Origin of the sequence: Kitasatospora sp. DSM 101779, from assembly GCF_025655475.1 — a bacterium.
Classification (GTDB): Bacteria; Actinomycetota; Actinomycetes; order Streptomycetales; family Streptomycetaceae; genus Kitasatospora.
The window spans coordinates 1,416,177-1,438,133 of sequence record NZ_JAHTIK010000001.1; the positions used below are offsets into that span (position 1 = coordinate 1,416,177).

Annotated in this window: 17 protein-coding genes and 1 pseudogene; 14 read left to right on the plus strand and 4 right to left on the minus strand. The window is 74.2% G+C overall.

Features of this window, described 5'->3' with window-relative positions; translation table 11 throughout:
• Positions 1–125 precede the first annotated feature (125 nt).
• Positions 126–1,076: a pseudouridine-5'-phosphate glycosidase gene (locus KSNIM_RS06545; RefSeq protein WP_263102276.1), complete on the minus strand. Its 951-nt coding sequence runs from the start codon at positions 1,074–1,076 to the stop codon at positions 126–128.
• A gap of 111 nt (positions 1,077–1,187) precedes the next feature.
• Here KSNIM_RS06545 and KSNIM_RS06550 point away from each other — a divergent pair, with 111 nt between their 5' ends.
• The 12 genes from KSNIM_RS06550 to KSNIM_RS06605 all read left to right on the plus strand — a co-directional run bounded on the left by KSNIM_RS06550 (position 1,188) and on the right by KSNIM_RS06605 (position 15,902).
• Positions 1,188–1,838, plus strand: a complete 651-nt coding sequence (locus KSNIM_RS06550; protein ID WP_263102277.1) for an alpha-ketoglutarate-dependent dioxygenase AlkB — start codon at positions 1,188–1,190, stop codon at positions 1,836–1,838.
• 58 nt (positions 1,839–1,896) lie between these two features.
• Complete coding sequence (locus tag KSNIM_RS06555; RefSeq protein WP_263102278.1) at positions 1,897–2,316, plus strand: gamma-glutamylcyclotransferase family protein; 420 nt, start codon at positions 1,897–1,899, stop codon at positions 2,314–2,316.
• A gap of 428 nt (positions 2,317–2,744) precedes the next feature.
• Positions 2,745–3,713 (plus strand): polysaccharide deacetylase family protein, encoded by a 969-nt coding sequence (locus tag KSNIM_RS06560; RefSeq protein ID WP_263102279.1) that lies wholly within the window; start codon positions 2,745–2,747, stop codon positions 3,711–3,713.
• Between the two features lie 70 nt (positions 3,714–3,783).
• Positions 3,784–4,881: a GNAT family N-acetyltransferase gene (locus KSNIM_RS06565; protein WP_263102280.1), complete on the plus strand. Its 1,098-nt coding sequence runs from the start codon at positions 3,784–3,786 to the stop codon at positions 4,879–4,881.
• Between the two features lie 382 nt (positions 4,882–5,263).
• Entirely contained in the window at positions 5,264–6,046 is a 783-nt protein-coding gene (locus KSNIM_RS06570) for a helix-turn-helix transcriptional regulator (protein WP_263102281.1), read from the plus strand.
• A gap of 252 nt (positions 6,047–6,298) precedes the next feature.
• Positions 6,299–7,174 (plus strand): 3-hydroxybutyryl-CoA dehydrogenase, encoded by an 876-nt coding sequence (locus KSNIM_RS06575; protein WP_317634105.1) that lies wholly within the window; start codon positions 6,299–6,301, stop codon positions 7,172–7,174.
• 208 nt (positions 7,175–7,382) lie between these two features.
• Entirely contained in the window at positions 7,383–8,594 is a 1,212-nt protein-coding gene (locus KSNIM_RS06580; RefSeq protein WP_263102282.1) for an aminotransferase class I/II-fold pyridoxal phosphate-dependent enzyme, read from the plus strand.
• Positions 8,587–9,828 carry an MFS transporter gene (locus KSNIM_RS06585; protein WP_263102283.1) on the plus strand — a complete coding sequence of 414 codons (1,242 nt, stop codon included), beginning with the start codon at positions 8,587–8,589 and terminating at the stop codon, positions 9,826–9,828. Before KSNIM_RS06580 ends, KSNIM_RS06585 begins: the two co-directional genes overlap by 8 nt.
• Before the next feature lie 61 nt (positions 9,829–9,889).
• Positions 9,890–11,494: a carboxyl transferase domain-containing protein gene (locus tag KSNIM_RS06590; RefSeq protein ID WP_263102284.1), complete on the plus strand. Its 1,605-nt coding sequence runs from the start codon at positions 9,890–9,892 to the stop codon at positions 11,492–11,494.
• A gap of 5 nt (positions 11,495–11,499) precedes the next feature.
• Positions 11,500–13,464, plus strand: coding sequence for a biotin carboxylase N-terminal domain-containing protein (locus tag KSNIM_RS06595; protein ID WP_263102285.1), 1,965 nt, complete (start codon positions 11,500–11,502; stop codon positions 13,462–13,464).
• Between the two features lie 426 nt (positions 13,465–13,890).
• Positions 13,891–15,294, plus strand: coding sequence for an extracellular solute-binding protein (locus KSNIM_RS06600; protein WP_263102286.1), 1,404 nt, complete (start codon positions 13,891–13,893; stop codon positions 15,292–15,294).
• A 443-nt stretch (positions 15,295–15,737) separates the two neighbouring features.
• On the plus strand, positions 15,738–15,902 hold the full coding sequence (locus KSNIM_RS06605; protein ID WP_263102287.1) for a hypothetical protein: 165 nt from the start codon (positions 15,738–15,740) through the stop codon (positions 15,900–15,902).
• 56 nt (positions 15,903–15,958) lie between these two features.
• Here the strand turns inward: KSNIM_RS06605 and KSNIM_RS06610 are convergent, their stop codons facing one another.
• A complete protein-coding gene (locus tag KSNIM_RS06610; protein WP_263102288.1) occupies positions 15,959–16,468 on the minus strand; it encodes a MarR family winged helix-turn-helix transcriptional regulator in 510 nt (169 codons plus the stop codon).
• Between the two features lie 155 nt (positions 16,469–16,623).
• Between KSNIM_RS06610 and KSNIM_RS06615 the strand changes: the two genes are divergently transcribed.
• On the plus strand, positions 16,624–17,922 hold the full coding sequence (locus KSNIM_RS06615) for a Bcr/CflA family multidrug efflux MFS transporter (RefSeq protein WP_263102289.1): 1,299 nt from the start codon (positions 16,624–16,626) through the stop codon (positions 17,920–17,922).
• Between the two features lie 211 nt (positions 17,923–18,133).
• Here the strand turns inward: KSNIM_RS06615 and KSNIM_RS39050 are convergent.
• A pseudogene (locus tag KSNIM_RS39050) lies at positions 18,134–18,388 on the minus strand (carboxymuconolactone decarboxylase family protein); the annotation flags it as partial.
• 252 nt (positions 18,389–18,640) lie between these two features.
• On the opposite strand from KSNIM_RS39050, the gene KSNIM_RS06625 reads away from it, so the two are divergent.
• Complete coding sequence (locus tag KSNIM_RS06625) at positions 18,641–19,078, plus strand: SRPBCC family protein (RefSeq protein ID WP_263102290.1); 438 nt, start codon at positions 18,641–18,643, stop codon at positions 19,076–19,078.
• Positions 19,079–19,090: 12 nt separating this feature from the next.
• On the opposite strand, the gene KSNIM_RS06630 is transcribed toward KSNIM_RS06625, so the two are convergent.
• Positions 19,091–21,700: a SpoIIE family protein phosphatase/ATP-binding protein gene (locus tag KSNIM_RS06630; protein WP_263102291.1), complete on the minus strand. Its 2,610-nt coding sequence runs from the start codon at positions 21,698–21,700 to the stop codon at positions 19,091–19,093.
• Positions 21,701–21,957 lie beyond the last annotated feature (257 nt).

The following is a 21,957-nucleotide window of genomic DNA, read 5'->3' on the forward strand; positions in this document are numbered from 1 at the left end:
CGCCCCGGCGCCGCCCGGCCGGACGGCGATGCGGGCGGCGGTGTCGGTGTGCGGGGCGAGCGGGCCCTCGTGGAGGGCGACCACGTCGGTGACGACCTCGCCGACGACGAGCAGGACGCCCGCGGTCATCCCCGCCGCCCCGCCTCCGCCGCGGCGGCCCGGGCGACGGCGATCGCGGCGGCCAGCCGGACGTTGCCGCGGACGGCGGCGAGGTTCGCCTCCAGCGAGGCGCCGTCGGTGTGCTCGGTGAGGTGGGCGAGCAGGAACGGGGTGATGGCCTGTCCGGTGACCCCGGCGGCCCGGGCGGCGGCCAGCGCCTCGCCGAGCACCCGGTCGTGCAGCTCCGGGTCGAGTTGCTCGGCCGGCGGGACGGGGTTGGCGACCACCAGCGCGGACTCGGGGCCGCCGAGTTCGTCCTGGGCCCGCATCACCTCGGCCACCTCGGCCGGGTCGTCGAGCGTCCAGTCCAACGGCAGGCCCGAGCTCGTGAGGTAGAAGCCGGGGAATTCGGCGGTGCGGTAGCCGAGGACGGCGACGCCGAGGGTCTCCAGCCGCTCCAGGGTGGCGGGCACGTCGAGGATCGACTTCACGCCGGCGCAGACCACGGTGATCCGGGTGCGGGCGAGCAGGCCGAGGTCGGCGGACTCGTCCTGGCTGGTCGTCCACTCGCGGTGGACGCCGCCGAGGCCGCCGGTGGCGAACACCCGGATGCCGGCCCGGGCGGCGAGGAAGGCCGTACCGGAGACGGTGGTGGCGCCGCTCGCACGGGTGGCGACGGCGGGGGCGAGCTCACGGGAGCCCAGCTTGCGCAGCGACTCGTCGGTGGCGATCCGTTCCAGCGCGGCCTTGTCGAGGCCGATGTGCGGCACGCCGTCGAGCACCGCGATCGTCGCGGGGACGGCGCCGCCTGCCCGGACGAGTTCCTCGAGTTCGACGGCGACCGCGTGGTTGCGGGGGCGCGGCAGGCCGTGCGCGATGATCGTCGACTCCAGGGCGACCACGGGGGTGCCGGCGGCGAGGGCGGTGGCCACCTCGTCGGAGAGTCGCAGCGGGGCGGAGGGCGAGGGTCGGTTCATCCCCGTTTCCTGGCGTCGGTGCGCCGACTTCAAACCTCTTCCGCGGGGCGGGCCGGACGGCACGCCGGGAAATATTCGCACACCTGTTCCCACGAGGCGTAGGCTGGCCGCATGCTCCACCTCCAGAGCTCTCTGTTCGACGACACCGAGGAGATCGGCACGGGCCCGCTGGACGCCGTCCGCCGCACCGTGCTCGGCGACGGCGCCTGGATCGACGAGCAGCCCGGCTGGCTGCGCGGCGCCGGCGCGCTGTTCGAACGGCTCGCCGCCGAGGTCCCCTGGCAGGCCGAACGCCGCACCATGTACGAGCGGGTGGTCGACGTCCCCCGGCTGCTCGCCTTCTACGGCGAGGACGACTTCGCCGCCGGGCCGGACACCCTGCCGCACCCGGTACTGGCCGCCGCCCGTACCGCGCTCGGCGCCCACTACGCCGGCGAGCTCGGCGAACCCTTCGCCACCGCCGGCCTGTGCTACTACCGCGACGGCCGGGACAGCGTCGCCTGGCACGGCGACCGGCTCGGCCGCGGCGGCCGCGGCGGCCGCCAGGACACCATGATCGCCATCGTCTCGGTCGGCGAACCGCGCCCGCTGCTGCTCCGTCCGCGCGGCGGCGGCCCGGCCGTCCGGCGGCTGCTGGGCCACGGCGACCTGCTGGTCATGGGCGGCAGCTGCCAGCGCACCTGGGAACACGCCGTGCCGAAGACCGCCCGCCCGGTCGGACCGCGGATCAGCATCCAGTACCGGCCGCGCGGGGTCCGCTGACACCCGGGCGCCTTCTTCCGGGTACGGTGCTGCGACCCCCGAATCCCAGGAGGGCCGTGTGCCGCCCCAGCTGCCGTTCTTCGTCTACGGGACGCTCCGTCCCGGCCACCGCAACCACCGGCGCCACCTGGCCGGGCGCTGCACCGAGGTGCGCGGCGCCGTCCTCGACGGCGCCGCCCTGCACCGCGGCCCCGGCTACCCGTACGTGGTGCCCTGCGCGGGGCAGCAGGTCCGCGGCGAACTGGTGAGCGTACCCCCGGCGCTGTACCCGCGGGTGCTCGCCGACCTGGATCTGCTGGAGGACTGCACGCCGGACGGCCTCGGCGAGTACGTGCGCGAGCGGCTCGCCGTCCGGCTCGCCGACGGCACCGAGACCGACGCCTGGGTCTACCTCGCCGGCCCCCGGGTCGCCGCGGCACTGCTCTCCGACCCCGCCCCGGTCCCCTCCGGCGACTGGACGGACGTCTGCCGCTACTGACTTAAGGCTTGTCTGAGGCACACGGAAGGTCACGTCAGGGGCGGGTGGGGGCACCGCCCGAATGCCCTGGCCCCGGACACGACGATCCCCGGCGTCCGGTGCATCGTCCGCGTGCGTGGACCGTCGTCTCCTGCACGTGTCGCGCATCGACCCGCCGGGGGTCTCGCCAGAGCCTGGATCAGGGTCACTCGGACGGCCGTCGGACGTCTCCGTCGGCGGTGCAGCTCTGTCCGGTATTCCGGTGTATTCACCAGTTTCCTCCGTCTTCGCCCCAGGTCAAGAGCCTTCGGCGAACTCCCGGGAACCACCGGGCCGAAAGGTCAAGGGGTGGTAAAGTCCGATTCCGTTGACGCCGCATCAGCTGCGCCCGGACGACCGCTGGCGCGGCTGCCCGCAACGGCGCGGGGCGGCGGCCGAAGGGGGGCGGCGTGCCGGACGAACACGCCGTCGGGGGCGGCACCGACAGGACGACCCCGGCGGACATCCGCAGGAACCGGATCGACACCGTGCTGCGCCACTCGCCGCTGCAACCCGCCTTCCGTGCCCTCGCCGCCGGCCGGCTCGCCGTCCTCGCCTACCACGGCATCGACGACCCGCGGAGCTTCGCCGCCCAGATGGCCCGCCTCGTCCGCAGCGCCCGCCCGGTCTCCCTCGCCCGGGTCGAGGAGGCCCTGCGCGAAGGGCGGCCGCTACCGCCCCGCAGCGTGCTGGTCACCTTCGACGACGGCGACCGCTCGCTGCTCACCCACGGCCTGCCCGTCCTCGCCCGGTACGGCATCCCCGCGGCGGCCTACGTGATCGCCGGGCACATCGGCGGCGACCGGCCGTTCTGGTGGTCCGAGGCGGCCCACCTGGTCGCGCACGGCGGCACCGCCGAGTCCCTGCCGCCCGGCACCGCTCCCGAGGCCGCCGTCCGGCTGCTCAAGCAGCTGCCCGACCGCGAGCGCCGCGACCGGCTGGACGCCCTGCGCGGCACCGCCGCCGCACCCGCGCCCCGACAGCCCCAGCTCACCCCCGCGGACCTGCGCACCCTGCGCGGGGCCGGGGTGGCGATCGGCAACCACACCCTCGACCACCCCTGCCTGGACCGCTGCTCCCCCGACGACTCCGCCGCACAGGTCGACCGCGCGCACACCCTGCTGACCGACTGGCTCGGCGAGCCGCCGACCTCCTTCGCCTACCCCAACGGCAACCTCGACCCGCACGCCGAACGCGCCCTGACCGGCCTCGGCTACCGGTCGGGCTTCCTCTTCGACCACCGGCACGACCGCCGGCTGCCCCGCCGGCCACTGCGGATCAGCCGACTCCGGGTGAACGCCTGCACGACCCCGCACCGGTTCGACACCATCCTCTCGGGCCTGCACCCCGCGGTGCACCGTCTGCGCGGCGGCCGGTGACGGGGCGCCGCCGCACCGGGGGACGACCAGGGGCACGCCCGGGAGCACCGGGCCGAAGGGGGACAGCCGTATGACCGCAGCCACACCGGCCGACCGGCCCGAGATCCACCGCGCGCCGGAGGCGCTCGACGGCGAACCCGCCGACGGCTGGCGGCGGCTGGTCGCCGCCGATCCGCACGGATCGTGGTTCGGGACGCCGGAGTGGGTGCTCTCCTGGTGGGAGACGCTCGGTGCGGGCGGCCCGGCGGCGGGCCGGGCCGAGGTCGCCGTCTGGCGCGGCCCGGAGGGCGGCGTCGAGGCCGTCGTCCCGCTGCTGCACACCCGGCTCCGCCTCCACCCGCGACTGCCGTTCACCGCCGGCTGCCTCACCCTGCTCGGCTCCGGCCCGGGCGCCGCCGACCACTGCGGGCCGGCCGTGGCCGCGCACCGCCGGGAGGACGTCCGCAGCTGGCTCGCCGGGCGTGCCCGGCGAGCCACCCTCTGGCTGCCCGACCTCGACCCGGAGGCCGCCGCCGCCCTGCCCGCGGCGGCCCGCCCGGTGGCCCGCTCGGCCTGCCCGCGCGCCGACCTGACGGGCGGCCACGACGCGCTCGGCTCACGGCAGTTCCGCTCCACCGTCCGCCGCTACCGGCGCAAGCTGGAGGCCGCCGGGGTCGGCTTCCGCTGGGTGCCGCCGCACGAGGCGCGGCCCGAGCACCTGGACGCCGTCCTCGACCTGCACCGGCTGCGCCGGGCCGCACTCGGCCGGCCGACCACCTTCGACGGGCGGCGCCGCCCGCTCCACCTGCGGCTGCTGGAACGCTCGGCCGCCACCACCGCGCCCGGCGGCGACGGCCCCGCCTTCTGCCTCGCCGAGCACGAGGGCCGCACCGTCGGCGCGCTGTACGGCTTCCGCTGGAACGGCGCCTTCGCCTACTACCAGATCGGCTGGGACGTGAGCTGGGCCCCGCTGCGGCTGGGCACCGTGCTGATCTCGGAGACCGTCCGCGCCTGCGCCGAACAGGGCCTGCACACCTTCGACTTCCTGCGCGGCACCGAGCCCTACAAGTACCGCTTCGGCGCGGTGGACCGCCACGACACCACCCTGCTGCTGCCGCACGGGCCCGCCGGCGCCCTGCTCGCCCTCAAGCACCGCGTCAGGAGCCGCGGCGCCGACCGGTCCTCCTGAGCCGGAGGCCGTCCGACAACCGATCGACCGGCCGGCTCGCGGGGCCGGGGGATGGTGGGCCAGGACCGCTTCGGCAAAGTGCCCGCTCCGTCGCGGCGCTCGGGATCGCGACGGAGCGCGGACGCGAATCCCGTCGAGGACCCGCGTTCGCGGGCAGCCGGTGGTTCTGATCGACCGGGGTAGAATCCGGGAAAGGCGTGACGTGCACATCCGTCCCGGGGGGATTTTCGGGATCCACGACGGCTGCTCCCGGGGCCGGGAGTCGGCCGGATCTCCGGCGTTCTCGAATTCAATCGCCCGAATGTGGCGCAAGCCACAGCGCCGGGCACGGGCGAAGGGCCGGCACGCCGGGACATCGGACCGAGACCGGAGAAATACCCAGATGCCGCCCGAGGAATCCGCCGCCCGTCACGCCGAGGCACTGCCCGGACTCAACGTGCTGCTGCGCAGCTGGCGCACGAGGGCCGGCACCAGACTCGGCCTCGGCAAGCCCCTGCCGCAGGTCGACGTGGCCGGGCGGGTCGGCATGAGCGAGCGCTGGTACCGCGACCTGGAGCGCGGCACCCTGCCGCGCCTCGACCCCCGGGTGCTCGCCGGCCTGGCGGACGTGCTCCTCCTGGACGCCGACGAGCGTGCCACGCTCTACCTGTACGCCCTCGGCGGCACCCCGTACGTCGCCCCGCCCGTCCCGGGCCGGGCGCCCGACCTGAACGCGCTGCAGGACCTGCTGGACCGTCAGATGCCGCGGCCCGCCTACCTGACCGACAGCTCATGGAACGTCATCGGCCACAACCGGGCGATGGCCGAGTGGTTCCCCTGGGTCCTCGCCCCGGACGCCAACCTCATCCGCTGGGGGCTGACGTCCGACGAAGCGCGCGAGCAGATGCTCGACTGGCCGCAGCACGCCCGGATGTACCTGGCCATGGTCCGGTTCGCGATGGCGCAGCACCCGGACGACCCCGGGCTTGCGGCCCTGCTCGCGGACGTCCTGCAGGACCCGACGTGCCGCGGGTTCTGGCAGGAGCGGACGTGCGTGGTCGCCAACCGGGACGGCCACCTCTTCCGGCTGCGGCTGCCGCACGTGTCCTCCGAAGTGATCGATGCGGTGACCCAGGTCCTCATTCCGGCGGGACACCAGGGCCTGCGTTTCGTGGTCATCAACTGAATACAGGGAGATCCCGGCGGGATTCAACGGGCGGCGACCGGCAAATATTTTCCGGTTCGCCGCCCTGTGTGCTTTTGTCCGGATCGGGGAATCGGCAAAAAACTGCCGGTTGACAGTGCGAGCGGCGCGTTGGAAGTCTTTTCGATCGCCGGGTCGGACACGATCCGAACCGGCGAGTTCCACTCGAACAACCCGGAGAACGTGGTGCACGCATTCAGCTCGGCCAGGCGGAAGAATTCGGCGGCGGACGGCATTCCGCAAGACGACGGCGTCCGCCGGATCGACCGGGTCGGTGTGGTCGGCTCGGGCGCGATGGGCTCCGGTATCGCCGAGGTGTGCGCCGTCGGCGGGGTGGACGTCAGGGTGGCGGTCTCCCGGGAGTCCTCGCTCCGGTCCGCGCCGGAGCGGTTCGCCGCCGCGCTGGACCGGCGGGTCGCCAAGGAGAAGCTGACCGCCGACGAGCGGGATGCGGCGATGGCCCGGATCTCCTTCACCACGGACCTCGGCGACCTCGCCGACCGGCAGCTGGTGGTCGAGGCGATTCCCGAGGACGAGGCGCTCAAGGTCGAATTGTTCGCCACCCTCGACAAGGTGGTCGAGGACGACGCCGTGCTCGCCTCCACCACGTCGGCGATCACCATCACCCGGCTGGCCAGGGCCACCACCCGTCCCCGGCGCGTCATCGGCATCCACTTCTTCAACCCCGTCGCGGCGATGCCACTGGTCGAGGTGGTGCCGACGCTGCTGACCGACGACTCCGTCCGGCGGCGGGTCGAGGCCTTCCTGACCGACCGCTTGGGCAAGCAGTCGATCCCGTCCGGCGACCGCAGCGGGTTCGTGGTGAACGCCCTGCTCGTTCCGTACCTGGTGGCGGCCGTCCGGATGGTCGAGGCCGGTTTCGCCTCCGCCGCGGCCGTCGACCAGGGCATGCAGCTGGGCTGCGGCCACCCGATGGGCCCGCTCCGCCTGTGCGACATGGTCGGACTCGACGTGGTCGCGGCCGCCGCCGACGCCCTCTACCGCGAGTTCCGCGAGCCGCTGTACGCCCCGCCCCCGCTGCTGTCGCGCATGGTCGAGTCCGGCCTGCTCGGGCGCAAGACGGGCCGGGGCTTCTACGAGTACGCCTGAGCCGCGTACGCCCGTGCCACGTCCGTGCCACGTACGTCCGGGCCACGTACGCCCGGGCCCGTCGCCGACGGTCGCCCCCGCGCCTCCTGCCGGACCGTACCCGGGCAGCCCGGGCGACGCGGGCGGCCCGCGCGTCCGTCGGGTGCGGCACCCGGCGTCTCGCGCCCGACCGTCCCTCCCCTCCGCCAACTCCCCACGGAGCTCCACCATGCACGCGTTCATGAACATCAAGAAGTCGGCGAAGATCAGCCACGACTTCTGGGAGACCACCACCGAGGCCGGCATGTTCGACATCGTCGCCGCCGGTCTGGGCGACGGCCGGCACCGGTCGCTCGCCGACGGCCACGAGTTCGTCAACATGTCCTCGTACTCCTACCTCGGCCTCGACACCCATCCGAAGCTCGTCCGCGCCGCGGCCGACGCGGTGCTCGCCGAGGGCTCGCTCAACACGTCGACCTCCCGGATGCGCATCCGCTTCGCCGCCCTGAGGGATGCCGAGGACGCCCTGTCCGAGCTGTTCGACGTGGAGGCCGTGACGGTGGCCTCCTGTGCGGCCGCCGCCTGGGCCACCCTGCCCCTGCTCGCCTCCGGCCTGCTCACGGGCGGGACGCCGCCGCTGATGGTGTTCGACAAGAACGCCCACTTCTGCCTCAACGCGATGAAGGCCAACGTCGCCGACGAGACCGCGGTCGCCACCATCGCCCACAACGACCTGGACGCACTGGAGGACCTCTGCCGCAGGCACCCCCAGGTCGCGTACGTCGCCGACGGCGTGTACAGCACCGGCGGCCGGGCGCCGGTCGTGGAACTGCTGCGGCTGCAGGAGAAGTACGGCCTGTTCCTGTTCTTCGACGAGGCCCACGGCATCTCCACGGTCGGGGCCAACGGCCGCGGCGTGGTGCTGGAGGCCATGGGCGCGATCAACGACCGGACGCTGATCATCACCTCGCTGAACAAGGGCTTCGGCGCCTCCGGCGGCGCGATCTTCCTGGGCCCCCGTGGCTCGCGGGAACGCCGCGACGTCGCGCTGCGCAACGGCGGGCCGCTGATGTGGTCCCAGCGGATCAACACGGCCGGCCTCGGGGCCGTGATCGCCTCGGCCGAACTGCACCGCTCCGACGAACTCGGCCGGCTGCAGAGGCAGTTGCAGCAGAACGTCGACCTGTTCGACAGCCTGCTGCCGACCGCCCTGGCCGGGGACGGGCTGCCCATCCGGTTCGTCGACATCGGTTCCGAGGACGCCACCGTGGCACTGGGCCGGGCCCTCCTGGAGCACGGCTACTACGCCTCGCCGATCTTCTTCCCGGTGATCGCCCGCGGCAAGGCCGGTCTGCGGCTGATGCTCCGCGCCAACATGAGCACGGCGGAGATCGAGGACTTCTGCCACCGGCTCCAGCAGCTGCGGGCCAGCCATGTCTGACGAGTCGCTGCGGACCGCGCTCCGGGCGCAGCCGCCCGCCGAGGCCGCGCCCGGGCCCGAACGGCGCACCCTGCTGGTGGCCTGCCTGCTGGTGTTCATGGCCCAGATGGCCACCACCATCTACCTGCCGTCCCTGCCGGCCGTCGAGCACGACCTGGACGTCTCGCGCAGCCTCGCCGCGCTGTCCGTGTCGCTGTTCGTGGTCGGCGCGGCGGCCCCCGTGGTGTTCTGGGGGCGGGCCGCCGACCGGTACGGCCGGCGGGCGGCGGTGCTGGCCTCGCTGGCCCTCTTCACCGGCTCCAGCGCACTGCTCGCGGCCACCGGCTCGGTCACCGTGCTGCTGGTGCTGCGCGCCGTGCAGGGCATCGGTGCGGGTGGCGCCGCCATCGTCGCCCGGATCTTCGTCCGGGACCTCGGCGGCGGCGACGCGCTCGCCCGCCGGCTGTCGGTGCTGTCCGTCGCGTTCGTGACGGCGCTCGGCGGCGGCCAGTTCCTCGGCGGCCTGATCGGCCGGTACGCGGACTGGCGGGCCGGCTTCGCCGTCCTGGCCGCCATCGGTGCGGTGGGTGCGCTCGGTGCGGTCACGCTCCCGCTGGGGCCGGGCCGCGGCCGGCAGGAGCAGGCCGGCATGGTCCGGATCTACCTGGGCATCCTCGGTGTCCGCCGCTTCCTGCTGCCGACCGTCGCGGGCGGACTCGGGTTCGCCACCATCGTCCTGCTCCAGGAGGTGGCGCCCTTCGTGACCCAGCAGCACTTCGGCCTCGGCGCCGGCGAGTACGGCGACCTGGGGCTGCTGTTCGGCCTGGCGTACTTCGCCGGTGCGATGCTGGTGAACCGGCTGGTCTCCACCGTGGGCTCGTCCTGGCTGATGCGTCTGGGCGCCCTGGTGATGACCGCCTCCGGGCTGCTGATGGTCGCGCTCTGGCTGGTGCCGGAGCTCTCGGCGACAGCGGCCCTGGTGGTGTTCGTCGCGCTCTACTGCGCCACCACGTTCGGCCAGGCCGCACTGTTCCCCAGCAGCATGGCGGTCGCGGTGAGCGCCGTGCCCGAGCACGGCGCCTACGCGGTGGCCCTGTGCGGCTTCCTCGCCCAGTCCATCGCCGGAGTCGCCTCCACCGCCGCCGTCCTGCTGCACGCCGACCTCGCATGGTCGGCCGTCGCGACCGGCCTCAGCGCCCTGGCCCTGCTCCTGGTCGGCCGGGGTGGTCCGCGCCCCGCCCGTCCGCGCGCCTGACCCGTCGCCCGCCCCGGCCGCCAGGCCCTCTCCCGTACCTCACAGCGATCAGCAAGGTCCGATGACGACACTCCGCTCCCACCTCGACACCACGTCAGAGACGTTCCGCCGCAACACCGAAGCCTTCGACGCCAAGCGCCGCATCATCGCGGAGGCCCGGGCAGCCGCTCTGGCCGGCGGCGACGCGAAGGCCCACCGCCGGCACGCCGAACGCGGCAAGCTCACCGCCCGCGAGCGCGTGATGCGCCTGCTGGACCCGGGAACACCGTTCCTGGAGATCGGGCAACTGGTCGCTCACGACGTCTACGACGAGCCCGTCCCGTCCGCCGCGCTGGTCACCGGTGTCGGCACCGTCGGCGGCCGGCCGACGATGGTCTTCGCCAACGACGCGACCGTCAAGGGCGGGACGTACTTCCCGCTCACCGTGCAGAAGCACCTGCGGGCCCAGAAGGTGGCCCGGCAGAACGGCCTGCCCTGTATCTACCTGGTCGACTCCGGCGGCATCTACCTGCCGCTCCAGGAGGATCTGTTCCCCGACGAGTACCACCTGGGCCGGATGTTCCGGAACATCGCCGAGATGTCGGCCCTCGGCCTGCCGCAGATCGCCGCGGTGATGGGGTCGTGCACCGCGGGCGGGGCCTACATCCCGGCCATGTGCGACGAGGCGGTGATCGTCCGGGGCAACGGCACCATCTTCCTCGGCGGGCCGCAGCTGGTGCGCGCGGCGACCGGCGAGGTGGTGGACGCCGAAACGCTCGGCGGCGCCGATCTGCACACCCGGGTCACCGGGGTCGCGGACCACATCGCCGAGAACGACGAGCACGCGCTGGAACTCGTCCGGGAGATCGCCGTCCGCAACAGCCGGACGGCGGTGTCGGGACCGCCCCGCGAGCCGCGCCCGCCGCTCCACGATCCGGCCGAACTGCCCGGCATCATCAGCGCCAGCCTCCGCGAGCACATCCCGGCCCGCGAGGTGCTGGCCCGGCTGCTCGACGGCAGCGAGTTCACGGAGTACCGCAGCCGCTACGGGCCGACGATCGTCTGCGGCACCGGACACGTCGGCGGCTACCCCGTCGGCGTGATCATCAACGACGGCGTGCTGTTCCCCGAGAGCGCCCAGAAGGCCGCCAACTTCATCGAACTGTGCGTCCAGCGCGACCTCCCGCTGCTGTTCCTGCACAACATCAACGGCTTCATGGTGGGCGCCGAGTACGAGGCGGCCGGTATCGCCAAGCACGGCGCCAAGCTGGTCAACGCGGTCTCCTGCGCCAAGGTGCCCAAGTTCAGCCTGGTGATCGGCGGCAGCTTCGGCGCCGGCAACTTCGCCATGTGCGGCCGCTCGATGGGCCCGCGGATGATGGCCATGTGGCCGAGCGCCAAGTCGACCGCGGTGGGCGGCGAGCAGACCGCGACCGTGATGGCGCTGATCCGCGGCGACCAGCTCGCCAAGGAGGGCCGGACCCTCTCCGCCGAGGAGGAGGAGTCCATCAAGCGGCCGATCATCGACACCTACGAGCGCCAGTCGCACCCGCTGTACTACGCGGCCCGGATGTGGGTGGACGCCGTGGTGGACCCGACCGACACCCGCGAGTGGCTGACGCTGTGCCTGGCGATGGCCGCCGACGGACCCCAGCAGGAGACGCGCTTCGGCGTGTTCAGGATGTGATGACGATGCTGAAACGAGTTCTGATCGCCAACCGCGGCGAGATCGCCCGCCGGATCGCCCGGACCTGCCGCCGCCTCGGCATCGAGTACGTCGCCGTCCACTCCGACGCCGACCGCTCGGCCGCCCACCTGGAGGGCGCGGTCGACACCGTCCGGCTCGGCCCCGGCCCCGCCGCCGACAGCTACCTGCGGATCGAGGCGCTGATCGACGCGGCGCTGCGCACCGGTTGCGACTCCGTGCACCCCGGCTACGGGTTCCTCTCCGAGAGCCCGGCGTTCGCGGCGGCCGTCGCCGAGGCCGGCCTGGTCCTGATCGGTCCGGACGCGGCGATGATTGCCGCCATGGGCGACAAGGCCACCGCCCGCGAGCTGATGGCCGCCGCCGGAGTGCCGGTGCTGCCGGGCTCCGGGCACGCCACCGAGTCGCCGGAGCAGCTGGCCGCCGACGCCGAGCGGATCGGCTACCCGGTGATCCTCAAGCCGGTCGCCGGCGGCGGGGGCAAGGGCATGCAGGTGGTCGACCACCCCGACCGGCTGGCCGAGGCGGTGGCCGCGGCCGTCCGGCTCGGCCGCAGCAGCTTCGGCGACGGCCGGCTGCTCGCCGAGCGCTACGTCCCGCGTCCGCGCCACATCGAGGTCCAGGTCTTCGGGGACACCCACGGATCGGTGGTGCACCTCTTCGAGCGGGAGTGCTCGCTCCAGCGCCGCCACCAGAAGATCGTGGAGGAGGCGCCGGCGGCGGGCCTGCCGGTCGGGGTGCGCAAGGCGCTGCTGGACGCGGCCGTCCGCGGCGCCGAGGCGCTCGGCTACGTGAACGCCGGCACCTTCGAGTTCATCCTCGACACCGACGACCGGTTCTACTTCCTGGAGGCCAACACCCGGCTCCAGGTCGAACATCCCGTCACCGAGGAGATCACCGGCGTCGACCTGGTGGAGTGGCAGCTGCGGGTCGCCGCCGGGGAGCGCCTGCCGCTCGCCCAGCACGAGATCACCGCCACCGGCCACGCCGTCGAGTGCCGTGTCTACGCCGAGGACCCGGACGAGGCCTTCCGGCCCGCACCCGGCCGGGCGGCGCCCGTCGAGTGGCCGACCGGCGTCCGCGTCGAGGCCGCCTTCGACCGGGTGGGCGAGGTCTCCGCCTTCTACGACCCGATGATCGCCAAACTGGTGGCGCACGGGCCGGACCGTGTGGCGGCGCTGAACACCCTCGCCCGCGCGCTGCGGGACACCGCCGTCGTCGGCCTGACGACCAATCTGGGCTTCCTCGGCGACCTGCTGCGCGACCGCCGGGTGGTCGCCGGGCGCCTCGACACCCACCTGGTCGACGAGTTCGTCGCGGAGACCGGCCGGGTCGAACGCGCCTGGCGGGCCGCCGCGTGCGCCGCGGCCATGGAGGTGCCGGCTCTGGCCGGAGGTCCGGCCTCGCCGTGGCACGGCACCGCCGGCGCGCTCGACCGGGACGCACTGGACCCGGTCGCCCCGCTCGGCCGGGTGGTGACCCGCGACGCCCGGCGGGAGTGGGAGGCCAGGCTCACCGAGGTCCGGCCCGGCCGGGTCCGCGGCGCCGTCGACGGACGGTTCTTCGACCTCACCGTCACCCACCGGGACGGGCTGTACCGGGGCACGCTCGGCGACCGTGCATGGTCGGGGGTCCGGACGCCCACCGGCTTCGAGATCACCGTGGACGGGTACCGCACCGCCCTCGCGGTTCCGACCTTCGCCCGGGGCGACGCGGACGCCGTCGGCAACGAGGTGAAGTCGACCATGCCGGGGGCGGTCGTCGGCCTGCCGTGTGCGGTGGGGGACCGGGTCGAGGAAGGGGACGTCCTGGTCATCGTCGAGGCGATGAAGATGGAGAACCGCATCCTCGCGCCCTTCTCGGGCGTGGTGGCCGAGGTCAGGTGCACCCTGCACGGCCTCGTGACGGCCGACCAGACGCTGGTGGTGCTGGCTGACGACGCGGAGGGCTGACCGGAGGCCGGGGCCTGCCGGAGGTCGGCCCGGGGCGTGGACCGGTCCGGACCGGTCCACGCCCGCCGTGCGCTCGACCACCACCTCGGGAAGGGCGAGGACGCGGAACCCGTGGGTCGCCGGGTCCACCGCGGGACGAGCTCCCGCCACTGACGCCACGTCAGCCATCCACCGCTCCGGCGGCTCCCGGGCTCCGGTTCCATCCCGCGCCCGCCGGCCCCGGCCCCGCACCCGGACCCGGACCCGCCCAAAGTGCCCATGCCAATCCGGCATGCGGAACGGCCGCCAGGCGCCGCCATCCGTTCCCCGCCGAACCCTTGACACGCAGGGGACGGTGCCAGCAAGGTCCTGGGAGCGCTCCCACAGGGTGTTCCCTAGGGCCGGTGGGGCGCCTCCCACCCGCTCTGTCAGTGAACGAGGCACCACATGCCAGGTACCAGACGCTGCGCGACCGGCTCCCCCGCCGTGGCCGTATCCGGACGCCGGACGAGCCGCACGCCCGGGGGCGTCGAAGAACCCCGCCGCCGACGACTGCTCAGGGCGGCCGCCGCGCTGGGCTGTGCGGCGCTCGCCCTGACCGCGTGCAGCAGCGGGCCGGTCTCCGCACCGCAGTCCGAGTCCCCGTTCGGCGAGACCGTCACCCTCAAGGTGGGGACCTTCGGCTCGTTCGGCTACCGCGAGGCCGGGCTGTACGCGGACTACATGGCCAAGCACCCGGAGATCGTCGTCACCGAGGCGGCCACCCAGGACAGCGAGGAGTACTGGGCGGACCTCATCGAGGGGCTCAACGGGCAGGGCGGCAAGCCGCTGTCCGACATCCAGGCCGTGGAGGTCGGCTACATCTCCGAGGCCACCGGCCCGCTCGCCGACCGGTTCACCGACCTGCAGACGGCCCCCGGGGTGCACTCCTCGGCCTGGCTGCCGTGGAAGTCCGCCCAGGCCACCGCCCCCTCGGGCGCGCTGGTCGGGCTCGGCACCGACACCGGGCCGATGGCCGTCTGCTACCGCAAGGACCTCTTCCAGAAGGCCGGGCTCCCGTCCGACCGCGAGGCGGTGGGCCGGCTGTGGGCGGGCGACTGGTCGAAGTTCGTGGACGTCGGCCGCCGCTACAAGGCGCACGCACCGGCCAGGACGACGTTCACCGACTCGGCCGGCGGGCTGTTCAACGCCGTGCTGTCCAGCCAGCCCGAGCAGTACTCGAACACCCGGGGCGAACTCGTCTACGAGGACAGCCCCGGGGTGAAGAAGGCCTGGGACCTGTCGGTGTCCGCGGCCCGTTCCGGACTCACCAGCGGGCTCAAGCAGTTCAGCCCCGAATGGAACCAGTCGCTGTACCTCTCCGGATTCGCGACGATCGTCTGCCCGTCCTGGATGACCGGCGTGATCAGCAAGTACGCCGGCGACCGCGGCGAGGGCCTGTGGGACATCGCGCCCGCACCGGCCGCCGGCAACTGGGGCGGTGCCTTCCTCACCGTGCCGAAGGCCGGCAAGCACCAGAAGGAGGCCGCCGCGCTGGCCGCCTGGCTGACCGCCCCGGAGCAGCAGGCCAAGGTGTTCGCCGCGACCGGCAACCTGCCGTCGGCCATGGCCGCGCTGGCGTCGCCGGCCGTCCAGGACGCCACCAACCCGTACTTCAACAACGCCCCCACCGGGCGGATCTACGCCAACGCCGCCCGCACGGTGCTCCCCGCCCCGATCGGGCGGCTGGACGGCACGGTCAAGGCCGTTATCAGCGACGTCGCCCTGGTGGACATCGCGCGCAACGGCACGGATCCCAAGAAGGCCTGGAACGGCGTGGTGAAGCAGATCGCCGAGAAGACCGGCGGCTGACGGGGCGGGGACCTGCGGGGCACCCCCGCGCCGGTGCATGGGAGCGCTCCCGTATGCTGGACACAGCTCGGTTCCGCACCACCCCCGCGGCGCGGGACCGGGCTCCCGTGGCCGTCCGGCCCTCCCCCGGCCGGACGGCGCCGTCCCGGCCTGCGGCCGCCAGGTGCATGTGGGGCACCTCCCGGCCGCGGGCCGGCCCACCCCCGACCCGCCCGTCTCCCGCCGGTCTCCCCCGGCACCGGCCGGTACGGGGATCGGGCAGCACCCGTGCCGCGGCGGCGTCGTTGGTACCGGTATGAACACGTCCGCAGGGACTCCCGCTCCCCCCGGCGCACCAGGAGTTCGGCTCCGCCGCCGGGTTCGCCCCGCGCCGCCCGACCGGCGCCCGGGCGCCGCAGCAGACCCAGAGCTGGACGACCAGTGCGGCCGAGCAGGCCAGCGACGTGCTGAGCGGCCTGCGGGCCGTCGAAGTGCCGATGGCGGCCCTGCAGGCGGCGCTGCTGATTCTCACCGAGTTGGTCGCCCGACCGCACGAGAGCACCGAGATGCGGGAGGCGGCACGGGAGATCTGCGGCGTCTTCGCCGGGCTGACCGACCCGGCCCTCTGAGGCCCTCGGCCGTCGGCCGGGGCTCCGCACCCCGGCCGCCCCGCCGCGCCGGCGTCTCAGTGCTCCGGGTTCTCCACGATGGCGCGCAGGGCCGCGAGCAGCGGGGCCCGGTCGTCCGCGGCCACCGGGGAGACGAGGAGCCGGTCGACGATCCGGGCGTGCACCTCCGCGGCGCGGCCGAAGGCCTCGGCGCCCTCCGGGGTCGCGCCGACCAGGGTGATCCGGCGGTCCGCGGGCGAGGGGGCGCGCCGGACGAGGCCGGCCTGCTCCATGCGGTCGACCAGCCGGGTGGTGCCGCCGCTGGTCAGGGTGAGCCCTTCGGCGAGCTCCCGCTGCGGGATCCCCTCGCCGCGGGCACGGGCGAGCATCAGCAGCACCTCGAACATGGTGTGGCTGAGCCCGCACTCGGCCCGCATCGCGGTGTCCATGGCCCGGTCGAGGCGGGCTGCGGCGCGCAACAGCAGGCCGAGCTCGCGGACGGCCGGGCGTTCGGCGGCCGCGGCGAGTTCCGCCGCCGTCCGGCGGGCGCCGGACGGCGCGCCGCCCGCCTCCGGTGCGATCTCCATGGCCGGTGAGTCTACTGATCGTTCCGGCACCGGCCCCGCCGAATCGACTGATCAGTCAATTGCTGAGCAGTCAGCTATCCGGCTACCCTGTTCCGGCACTCCCGGCCCAGCACGCCACCCCGGGCCGACCGACGGAGAAGACGGAGAAGACGCCGATGACCCCCGCATCCGCCCGGCCGGTCACGCCGGCCGCAACCTCCCCCGCCGGCTCCGCAGCGCCGTCCGCCGCAGCGCCGCCCGCGGCAGTGCCCGGCCGCGGCCGGCGGCTCAGGCTGATCGTCGTGCTCGGCGCACTCTCCGCGTTCGGGCCGCTCTCCATCGACATGTACCTCCCGGCCCTCCCCGCCCTGGCCGGCGACCTCGGTGTGCGGGACGCCGACGTGCAGCTCACCCTGACCGCCTGCCTGCTCGGACTCGCCCTCGGCCAGCTGGTGGCCGGACCGCTCAGCGACCGCCGGGGCCGCCGCGGCCCGCTGCTGGTCGGCCTGGCCGGGTACGTCGCCGCGTCCGTCCTGTGCGCCGTGGCGCCGAACGCCGAGATCCTCACCGCCGCCCGCCTGCTGCAGGGACTGGCCGGCGCCGCCGGCATCGTGATCAGCCGGGCGATCGTCCGCGACCTCTACGACGGCGTCGAGGCGGCCCGCTTCTTCTCGCTGCTGATGATGGTGAACGGCCTGGCGCCGATCCTCGCCCCGGTGGTCGGCGGCCAACTGCTGCGCTTCGCCGACTGGCGGGCGGTCTTCGCGGTGCTGGCCGCCGTCGGCGCCGTCCTGCTCGCGGCCGCGGTGCTCGCGCTGCCCGAGTCGCTGCCCGCGGAGCGGCGCAGCGGCGGCGGGCTGGCCCGGACGGTGCGCAGCTTCGGCGGGCTGCTCGCGGACCGCCGGTTCACGGGGTACGCGCTGTCCGCCGGGTCCGCCTTCGCCGCGATGTTCGCGTACATCTCCGGATCCTCGTTCGTACTGCAGCAGGTGTACGGGCTGGACGCGCAGCAGTTCGGCCTGGTGTTCGCCGGCAATGCGCTGGGCCTGGTGCTGTTGGGCCAGGTGAATGCGCGGCTGCTGCGCACCCGGGCCCCGCAGGTGATGCTGCGCGCGGGTCTGGCGGTGTCGGCGGCGGGTGGGGCCGGGCTGCTGGTGGCGGTCGTCGGGGGCCTGGGGCTGTGGGCGGTGTGCGGCTCGCTGTTCCTGGTGGTGTCGGCGGTGGGTCTGGTCATGCCGAACTCGACGGCGCTCGCGCTCTCGGGCCGGGAGAACGCCGGTACCGCGTCGGCGCTGCTGGGGCTGCTGCAGTTCGCGCTGGGCGGGCTGGCCGCGCCGCTGGTCGGCCTCGGCGGTTCCGGCTCGGCACTGCCGATGGCGGTGGTGATCGCCGGTTTCGCGGGGGCCGCGGTGCTGGTGCACGCGCTCTGGCTGCCGCGTCCGGACACGGTCGCCGCAGCCCCGGCGTCGCTCTGACGCCCGGCCGGGCGACCGCCCGTCCGCGGCTACCAGCTGTCGCCGGCCGGCGGGTGGTGGCGTTGAGCCGGTTGAGGAGGTCGGTCACGCCGATCACGAGGATCAGCGAGGCGAGCTGCCGCTCGTCGTAGTGCGCGGCGGCCGTGTTCCAGATGTCGTCCGGGACGGGATCGGCGCGGCCGGCGAGCCGGGTGGCCGCCTCGGTGAGGGCGAGGGCGGCGCACTCGGTCTCGCTGAAGCAGGGGGCCTCCCGCCAGGCGGCGACCGCGTGCAGCCGTTCGTCGCTCTCGCCGGCCTTGCCCGCGGCGATCGTCCCGCCGACGACGCGGTGGCTGGAGCCGTTGATCTGGCTCGCCCGCAGGTGGACGAGGTCGAGCGTGCTCTCGGCTACGCCTCCCTTCTTCGCCGCCTCGAGGCCGCCGAGGACGGCCGGCAGGGCCTCGGTCACCGTGGCCGGGTTCTGCATCCGTGCCGCGTTTCTGTGCTCCTTCGCGTTCGTTCGCCGTCGTGCCTGCTTGGGAACCGCTCCGGCGGCCGGGCGGCGGCGGATGTGACGGCCGGTTGTGTCGGCACGGTCGTGGGCGCGGATGTGACGGCGCGGTCGGTGGTGCGCGCGCAATCCGCACGGGTTTGCGCGTGCGGACACGGCCGCGTCTTTTGCGGGGCTGCCCGGGCCGGGGGCAGGCTGGATGCGGGAGCCGAGAAGGCGAGGAGAGCGATGAGCACCCTTGAGGAGCAGATCGAGATCGGTGCCCCGGCCGAGGCGACCTGGGACCAGCTGCACCGGATCGCCGACTACCCCCGCTTCGTCGAGGGCGTCCTGCACGCCTCCGCCCGTGGCAGCCACCGCGCCCACCTGGACGTCGCGGTGGACGGCGGCCACCGGGAGTTCGACGCGTTCTTCACCGACCGCGGCCACAACCGGGTGATGACCTGGGAGACGGTGGACGAGCCGCACCTGCGCGGCACCTTCGCGCTGCGCCCGCTGGACGAGCGCCGCACCCAGGTGCAGGTGCGGATCGAGTACGAGCCGTCCGCGGTGGAGGAGCTGTTCGGCGGTGCGCCGCACGGCTTCGCGCTGGCCAGCGCGATCGAGCGGACCGTCCGGACCGATCTGGAGCAGCTGCGCGACCTGGTCGAGCGCGGCGTGCGGTGAACGGCGTCGGGGTCAGGGCAGCAGCTGCTCGGCCCAGATGACCTTGCCGGTGTCGGTGTAGCGGGTGCCCCAGCGCTCCGCGAACTGGGCGACGAGGAACAGGCCGCGGCCACCCTCGTCGGTGCTGGCGGCGTACTTGAGGTGCGGGGAGGTGCTGCTGCTGTCGGAGACCTCGCAGATCAGCGTGCGGTCGCGGAGCAGCCGGACGCGGATCGGCCCCCCGCCGTAGCGGATCGCGTTGGTGACGAGCTCGCTGAGGATGAGTTCGGTGGTGAAGGCGAGGTCCTCCAGGCCCCACTGCTCGAGGCGGCGGCTGATCTCGCCGCGGACGCCGGAGACGGCGCTGGGGTCCTCCGGGACGTCCCAGGCGGCGACGTTCTCGGCCGGCAGGGCGCGGGTGCGGGCGACGAGCAGGGCGATGTCGTCGGTGGGGCTGGCCGGGAGCATGGCCTCCAGCACGGAGTCGCAGGTCTTCTCCGGTGTCAGGCCGGGCCGGGCGGCGAGCGCGGCGCGCAGGAGTTCCAGGCCCTCGTCGATGTCGCGCTGGCGGTCCTCGACCAGGCCGTCGGTGTAGAGGACGAGGTGGCTGCCCTCGGGCAGGTCGATGTCGACGGCCTCGAAGGGCATACCCACCAGGCCGAGCGGGGCGCCTGCCGGGAGCTCGGGGAACTCGACGCTGCCGTCGGGGTGGGCGACGGCCGGCAGCAGGTGGCCGGCGCGGGCCATGGTGCAGCGCAGCGCGACGGGGTCGTAGATGGCGTAGAGGCAGGTGGCGCCGGTGATGGGGGCGTCGCCGTCGAGGGAGGCGTCCTGGTCGAGGCGGTTGACGAGGTCGTCGAGGTGGCCGAGGAGTTCGTCGGGGGGCAGGTCGAGGGCGGAGAAGGTGTGGACGGCGGTGCGCAGCCGTCCCATGGTGGCGGCGGCGTGCAGGCCGTGGCCGACGACGTCGCCGACGACCAGGGCGACCCGGGCGCCGGAGAGCGGGATCACGTCGAACCAGTCGCCGCCCACGCCGGCCTGGGCGGGCAGGTAGCGGTAGGCGAGGTCCAGGGCGCTCTGCTCGGGCAGGCCACCGGGCAGCAGGCTGTGCTGCAGGGTGACGGCCATGGCGTGTTCGCGGGTGTAGCGGCGGGCGTTGTCGATGCACAGGGCGGCCCGGGCGACGAGTTCCTCGGCGACGGAGCGGTCGTCCTCGTCGAACGGTTCGGGGCGGTCGGAGCGCCAGAAGCTGGCCATGCCGAGCACCACGCCGCGGGCCTGCAGGGGCACCGTGAGCAGGGCGTGCACGCCGTAGTTCTGCACGCCGGTGGCGCGGTCGGGGTGGTAGTTCTGCCAGGCCGCGAAGGCAGCGGTGAGGTCGGGTTCGAGGACGGCGTCGCCGGAGGCCATGGCGCGGGCCCGCGGGGTGTCGGGGACGAGCGGGACGGGCTCGCCGACGGGGATGAACGGGGAGTCGGGGCGGACGCCGCTGTGTCCGGCGCGGAACATCACGGAGGGCATGCCGCCGGGTTCGTCGCCGCGCAGCACGGGTTCGGCGAGGTCGACGGTGACGAAGTCGGCGAAGACGGGGACGGCCGCGTCGGCGAGTTCCTGGGCGGTGCGGGCGACGTCGAGGCTGGTGCCGATCCGCCCGCTGGCGTCGTAGAGCAGCTTGAGGCGCAGTCCGGCGAGTTCGGCGCGGCCGGAGAGGGCCTGCAGTTCGGTGGAGTCGCGGAGGGTGACGACCCGGCCGGGCGGTCCGCCGTGGATGTCGGTGGCGCGGACGTTGACGGCGAGCAGCCGTTCGCCGGCGCTGACCACCCGGTCGGTGACCGTCTCGCCGGAGATCAGCAGGTCGGCGAGCGGGCGGTCGAGGCCGAGGGAGGCGACCTTGCGGCCCTCGGCGGCGGCGGGCAGCGGCAGCAGGCGGCGGGCTTCGTCGTTGGCGAGCAGGATCGTCCCGGAGCCGTCGAGGATGAGGACGCCCTCGCGGACGGCGTGCAGCACCGCGTCGTGGTGCTCGTACATCCGGGTCATCTCGGCGGGGCCGAGGCCGCGGGTCTGGCGGCGCAGGCGGCGGCCGACCAGGGCGGTGCCGATGGTGGCGAGGGTGAGGGCGCCGGCCGCGGTGGCGAGCAGCAGCGGCAGCTGCTGGTCCGCGGTGTCGGCGATCTTGGCCTTGCGGACGCCGGCCGAGACGATGCCGACGACGGTGCCGTCGGGTTCCTTCACGGGGACGGTGGCCTGGACGAGCGGTCCGATGGTGCCGTTGACGCTCTCGATGACGGTGTTGCCGGCGAGTGCGGGGGCGATGGTGCCGACGAACTTCTTGCCGATCCGGTCGGGCATGGGGTGGGTGTAGCGGATGCCCTCGGTGTTCATCACGACGATGAAGTCCACGCCCGAGGTGACCCGTGCGGCCTCGGCCCGGGGCTGCAGGAGGACGGTGGGTTGCGGCGTGCTGAGGGCCTCGATGATGCCGGGCGAGTTGGCGAAGGTCTGGGCGACGGCGAGCGAGCGGTTGGCGGCCTCGCGGGAGACGTCGCGGCGGGACTGCAGCACCAGTTCGACGCCGGCGGCGACGACCAGGAGCAGCACGATCACCACCTGGAGGACGAACACCTGGCCTGCGACGGAGCGCATTCGCAACGCCGACCACGGACGTCGACCGGTGGAGTCGGGGACCGACGGGGCCCGGGATCGGTCCCTGAATCGGACCATATGCCCATGTGTACCCCGGGCTGCCCCGCCGGGCCAAGAGGTGAGCGCGGTCACATCGCAGGACGGACCGGCCGGTCACGCAGGGTGCGGGCGTGCGGGCAGGCCGTCCGCGCACCCCGCGGGGCGGGCCGGTGTGCGCCGGCGCCGGTCCGTCCGCACACGGAGCGTGACGGGGCCGG

Bases quoted from the DNA above. Each gene is read 5' to 3' on its own strand.
- KSNIM_RS06615 (WP_263102289.1), top strand. From the start codon at position 16,624: ATGACCCCCGCATCCGCCCGGCCGGTCACGCCGGCCGCAACCTCCCCC.
- KSNIM_RS06630 (WP_263102291.1), bottom strand. From the start codon at position 21,700: ATGCGCTCCGTCGCAGGCCAGGTGTTCGTCCTCCAGGTGGTGATCGTG.
- KSNIM_RS06570 (WP_263102281.1), top strand. From the start codon at position 5,264: ATGCCGCCCGAGGAATCCGCCGCCCGTCACGCCGAGGCACTGCCCGGA.
- KSNIM_RS06585 (WP_263102283.1), top strand. From the start codon at position 8,587: ATGTCTGACGAGTCGCTGCGGACCGCGCTCCGGGCGCAGCCGCCCGCC.
- KSNIM_RS06610 (WP_263102288.1), bottom strand. From the start codon at position 16,468: ATGGAGATCGCACCGGAGGCGGGCGGCGCGCCGTCCGGCGCCCGCCGG.
- KSNIM_RS06545 (WP_263102276.1), bottom strand. From the start codon at position 1,076: ATGAACCGACCCTCGCCCTCCGCCCCGCTGCGACTCTCCGACGAGGTG.
- KSNIM_RS06595 (WP_263102285.1), top strand. From the start codon at position 11,500: ATGCTGAAACGAGTTCTGATCGCCAACCGCGGCGAGATCGCCCGCCGG.
- KSNIM_RS06580 (WP_263102282.1), top strand. From the start codon at position 7,383: ATGCACGCGTTCATGAACATCAAGAAGTCGGCGAAGATCAGCCACGAC.
- KSNIM_RS06550 (WP_263102277.1), top strand. From the start codon at position 1,188: ATGCTCCACCTCCAGAGCTCTCTGTTCGACGACACCGAGGAGATCGGC.
- KSNIM_RS06565 (WP_263102280.1), top strand. From the start codon at position 3,784: ATGACCGCAGCCACACCGGCCGACCGGCCCGAGATCCACCGCGCGCCG.
- KSNIM_RS06590 (WP_263102284.1), top strand. From the start codon at position 9,890: ATGACGACACTCCGCTCCCACCTCGACACCACGTCAGAGACGTTCCGC.
- KSNIM_RS06625 (WP_263102290.1), top strand. From the start codon at position 18,641: ATGAGCACCCTTGAGGAGCAGATCGAGATCGGTGCCCCGGCCGAGGCG.
- KSNIM_RS06600 (WP_263102286.1), top strand. From the start codon at position 13,891: ATGCCAGGTACCAGACGCTGCGCGACCGGCTCCCCCGCCGTGGCCGTA.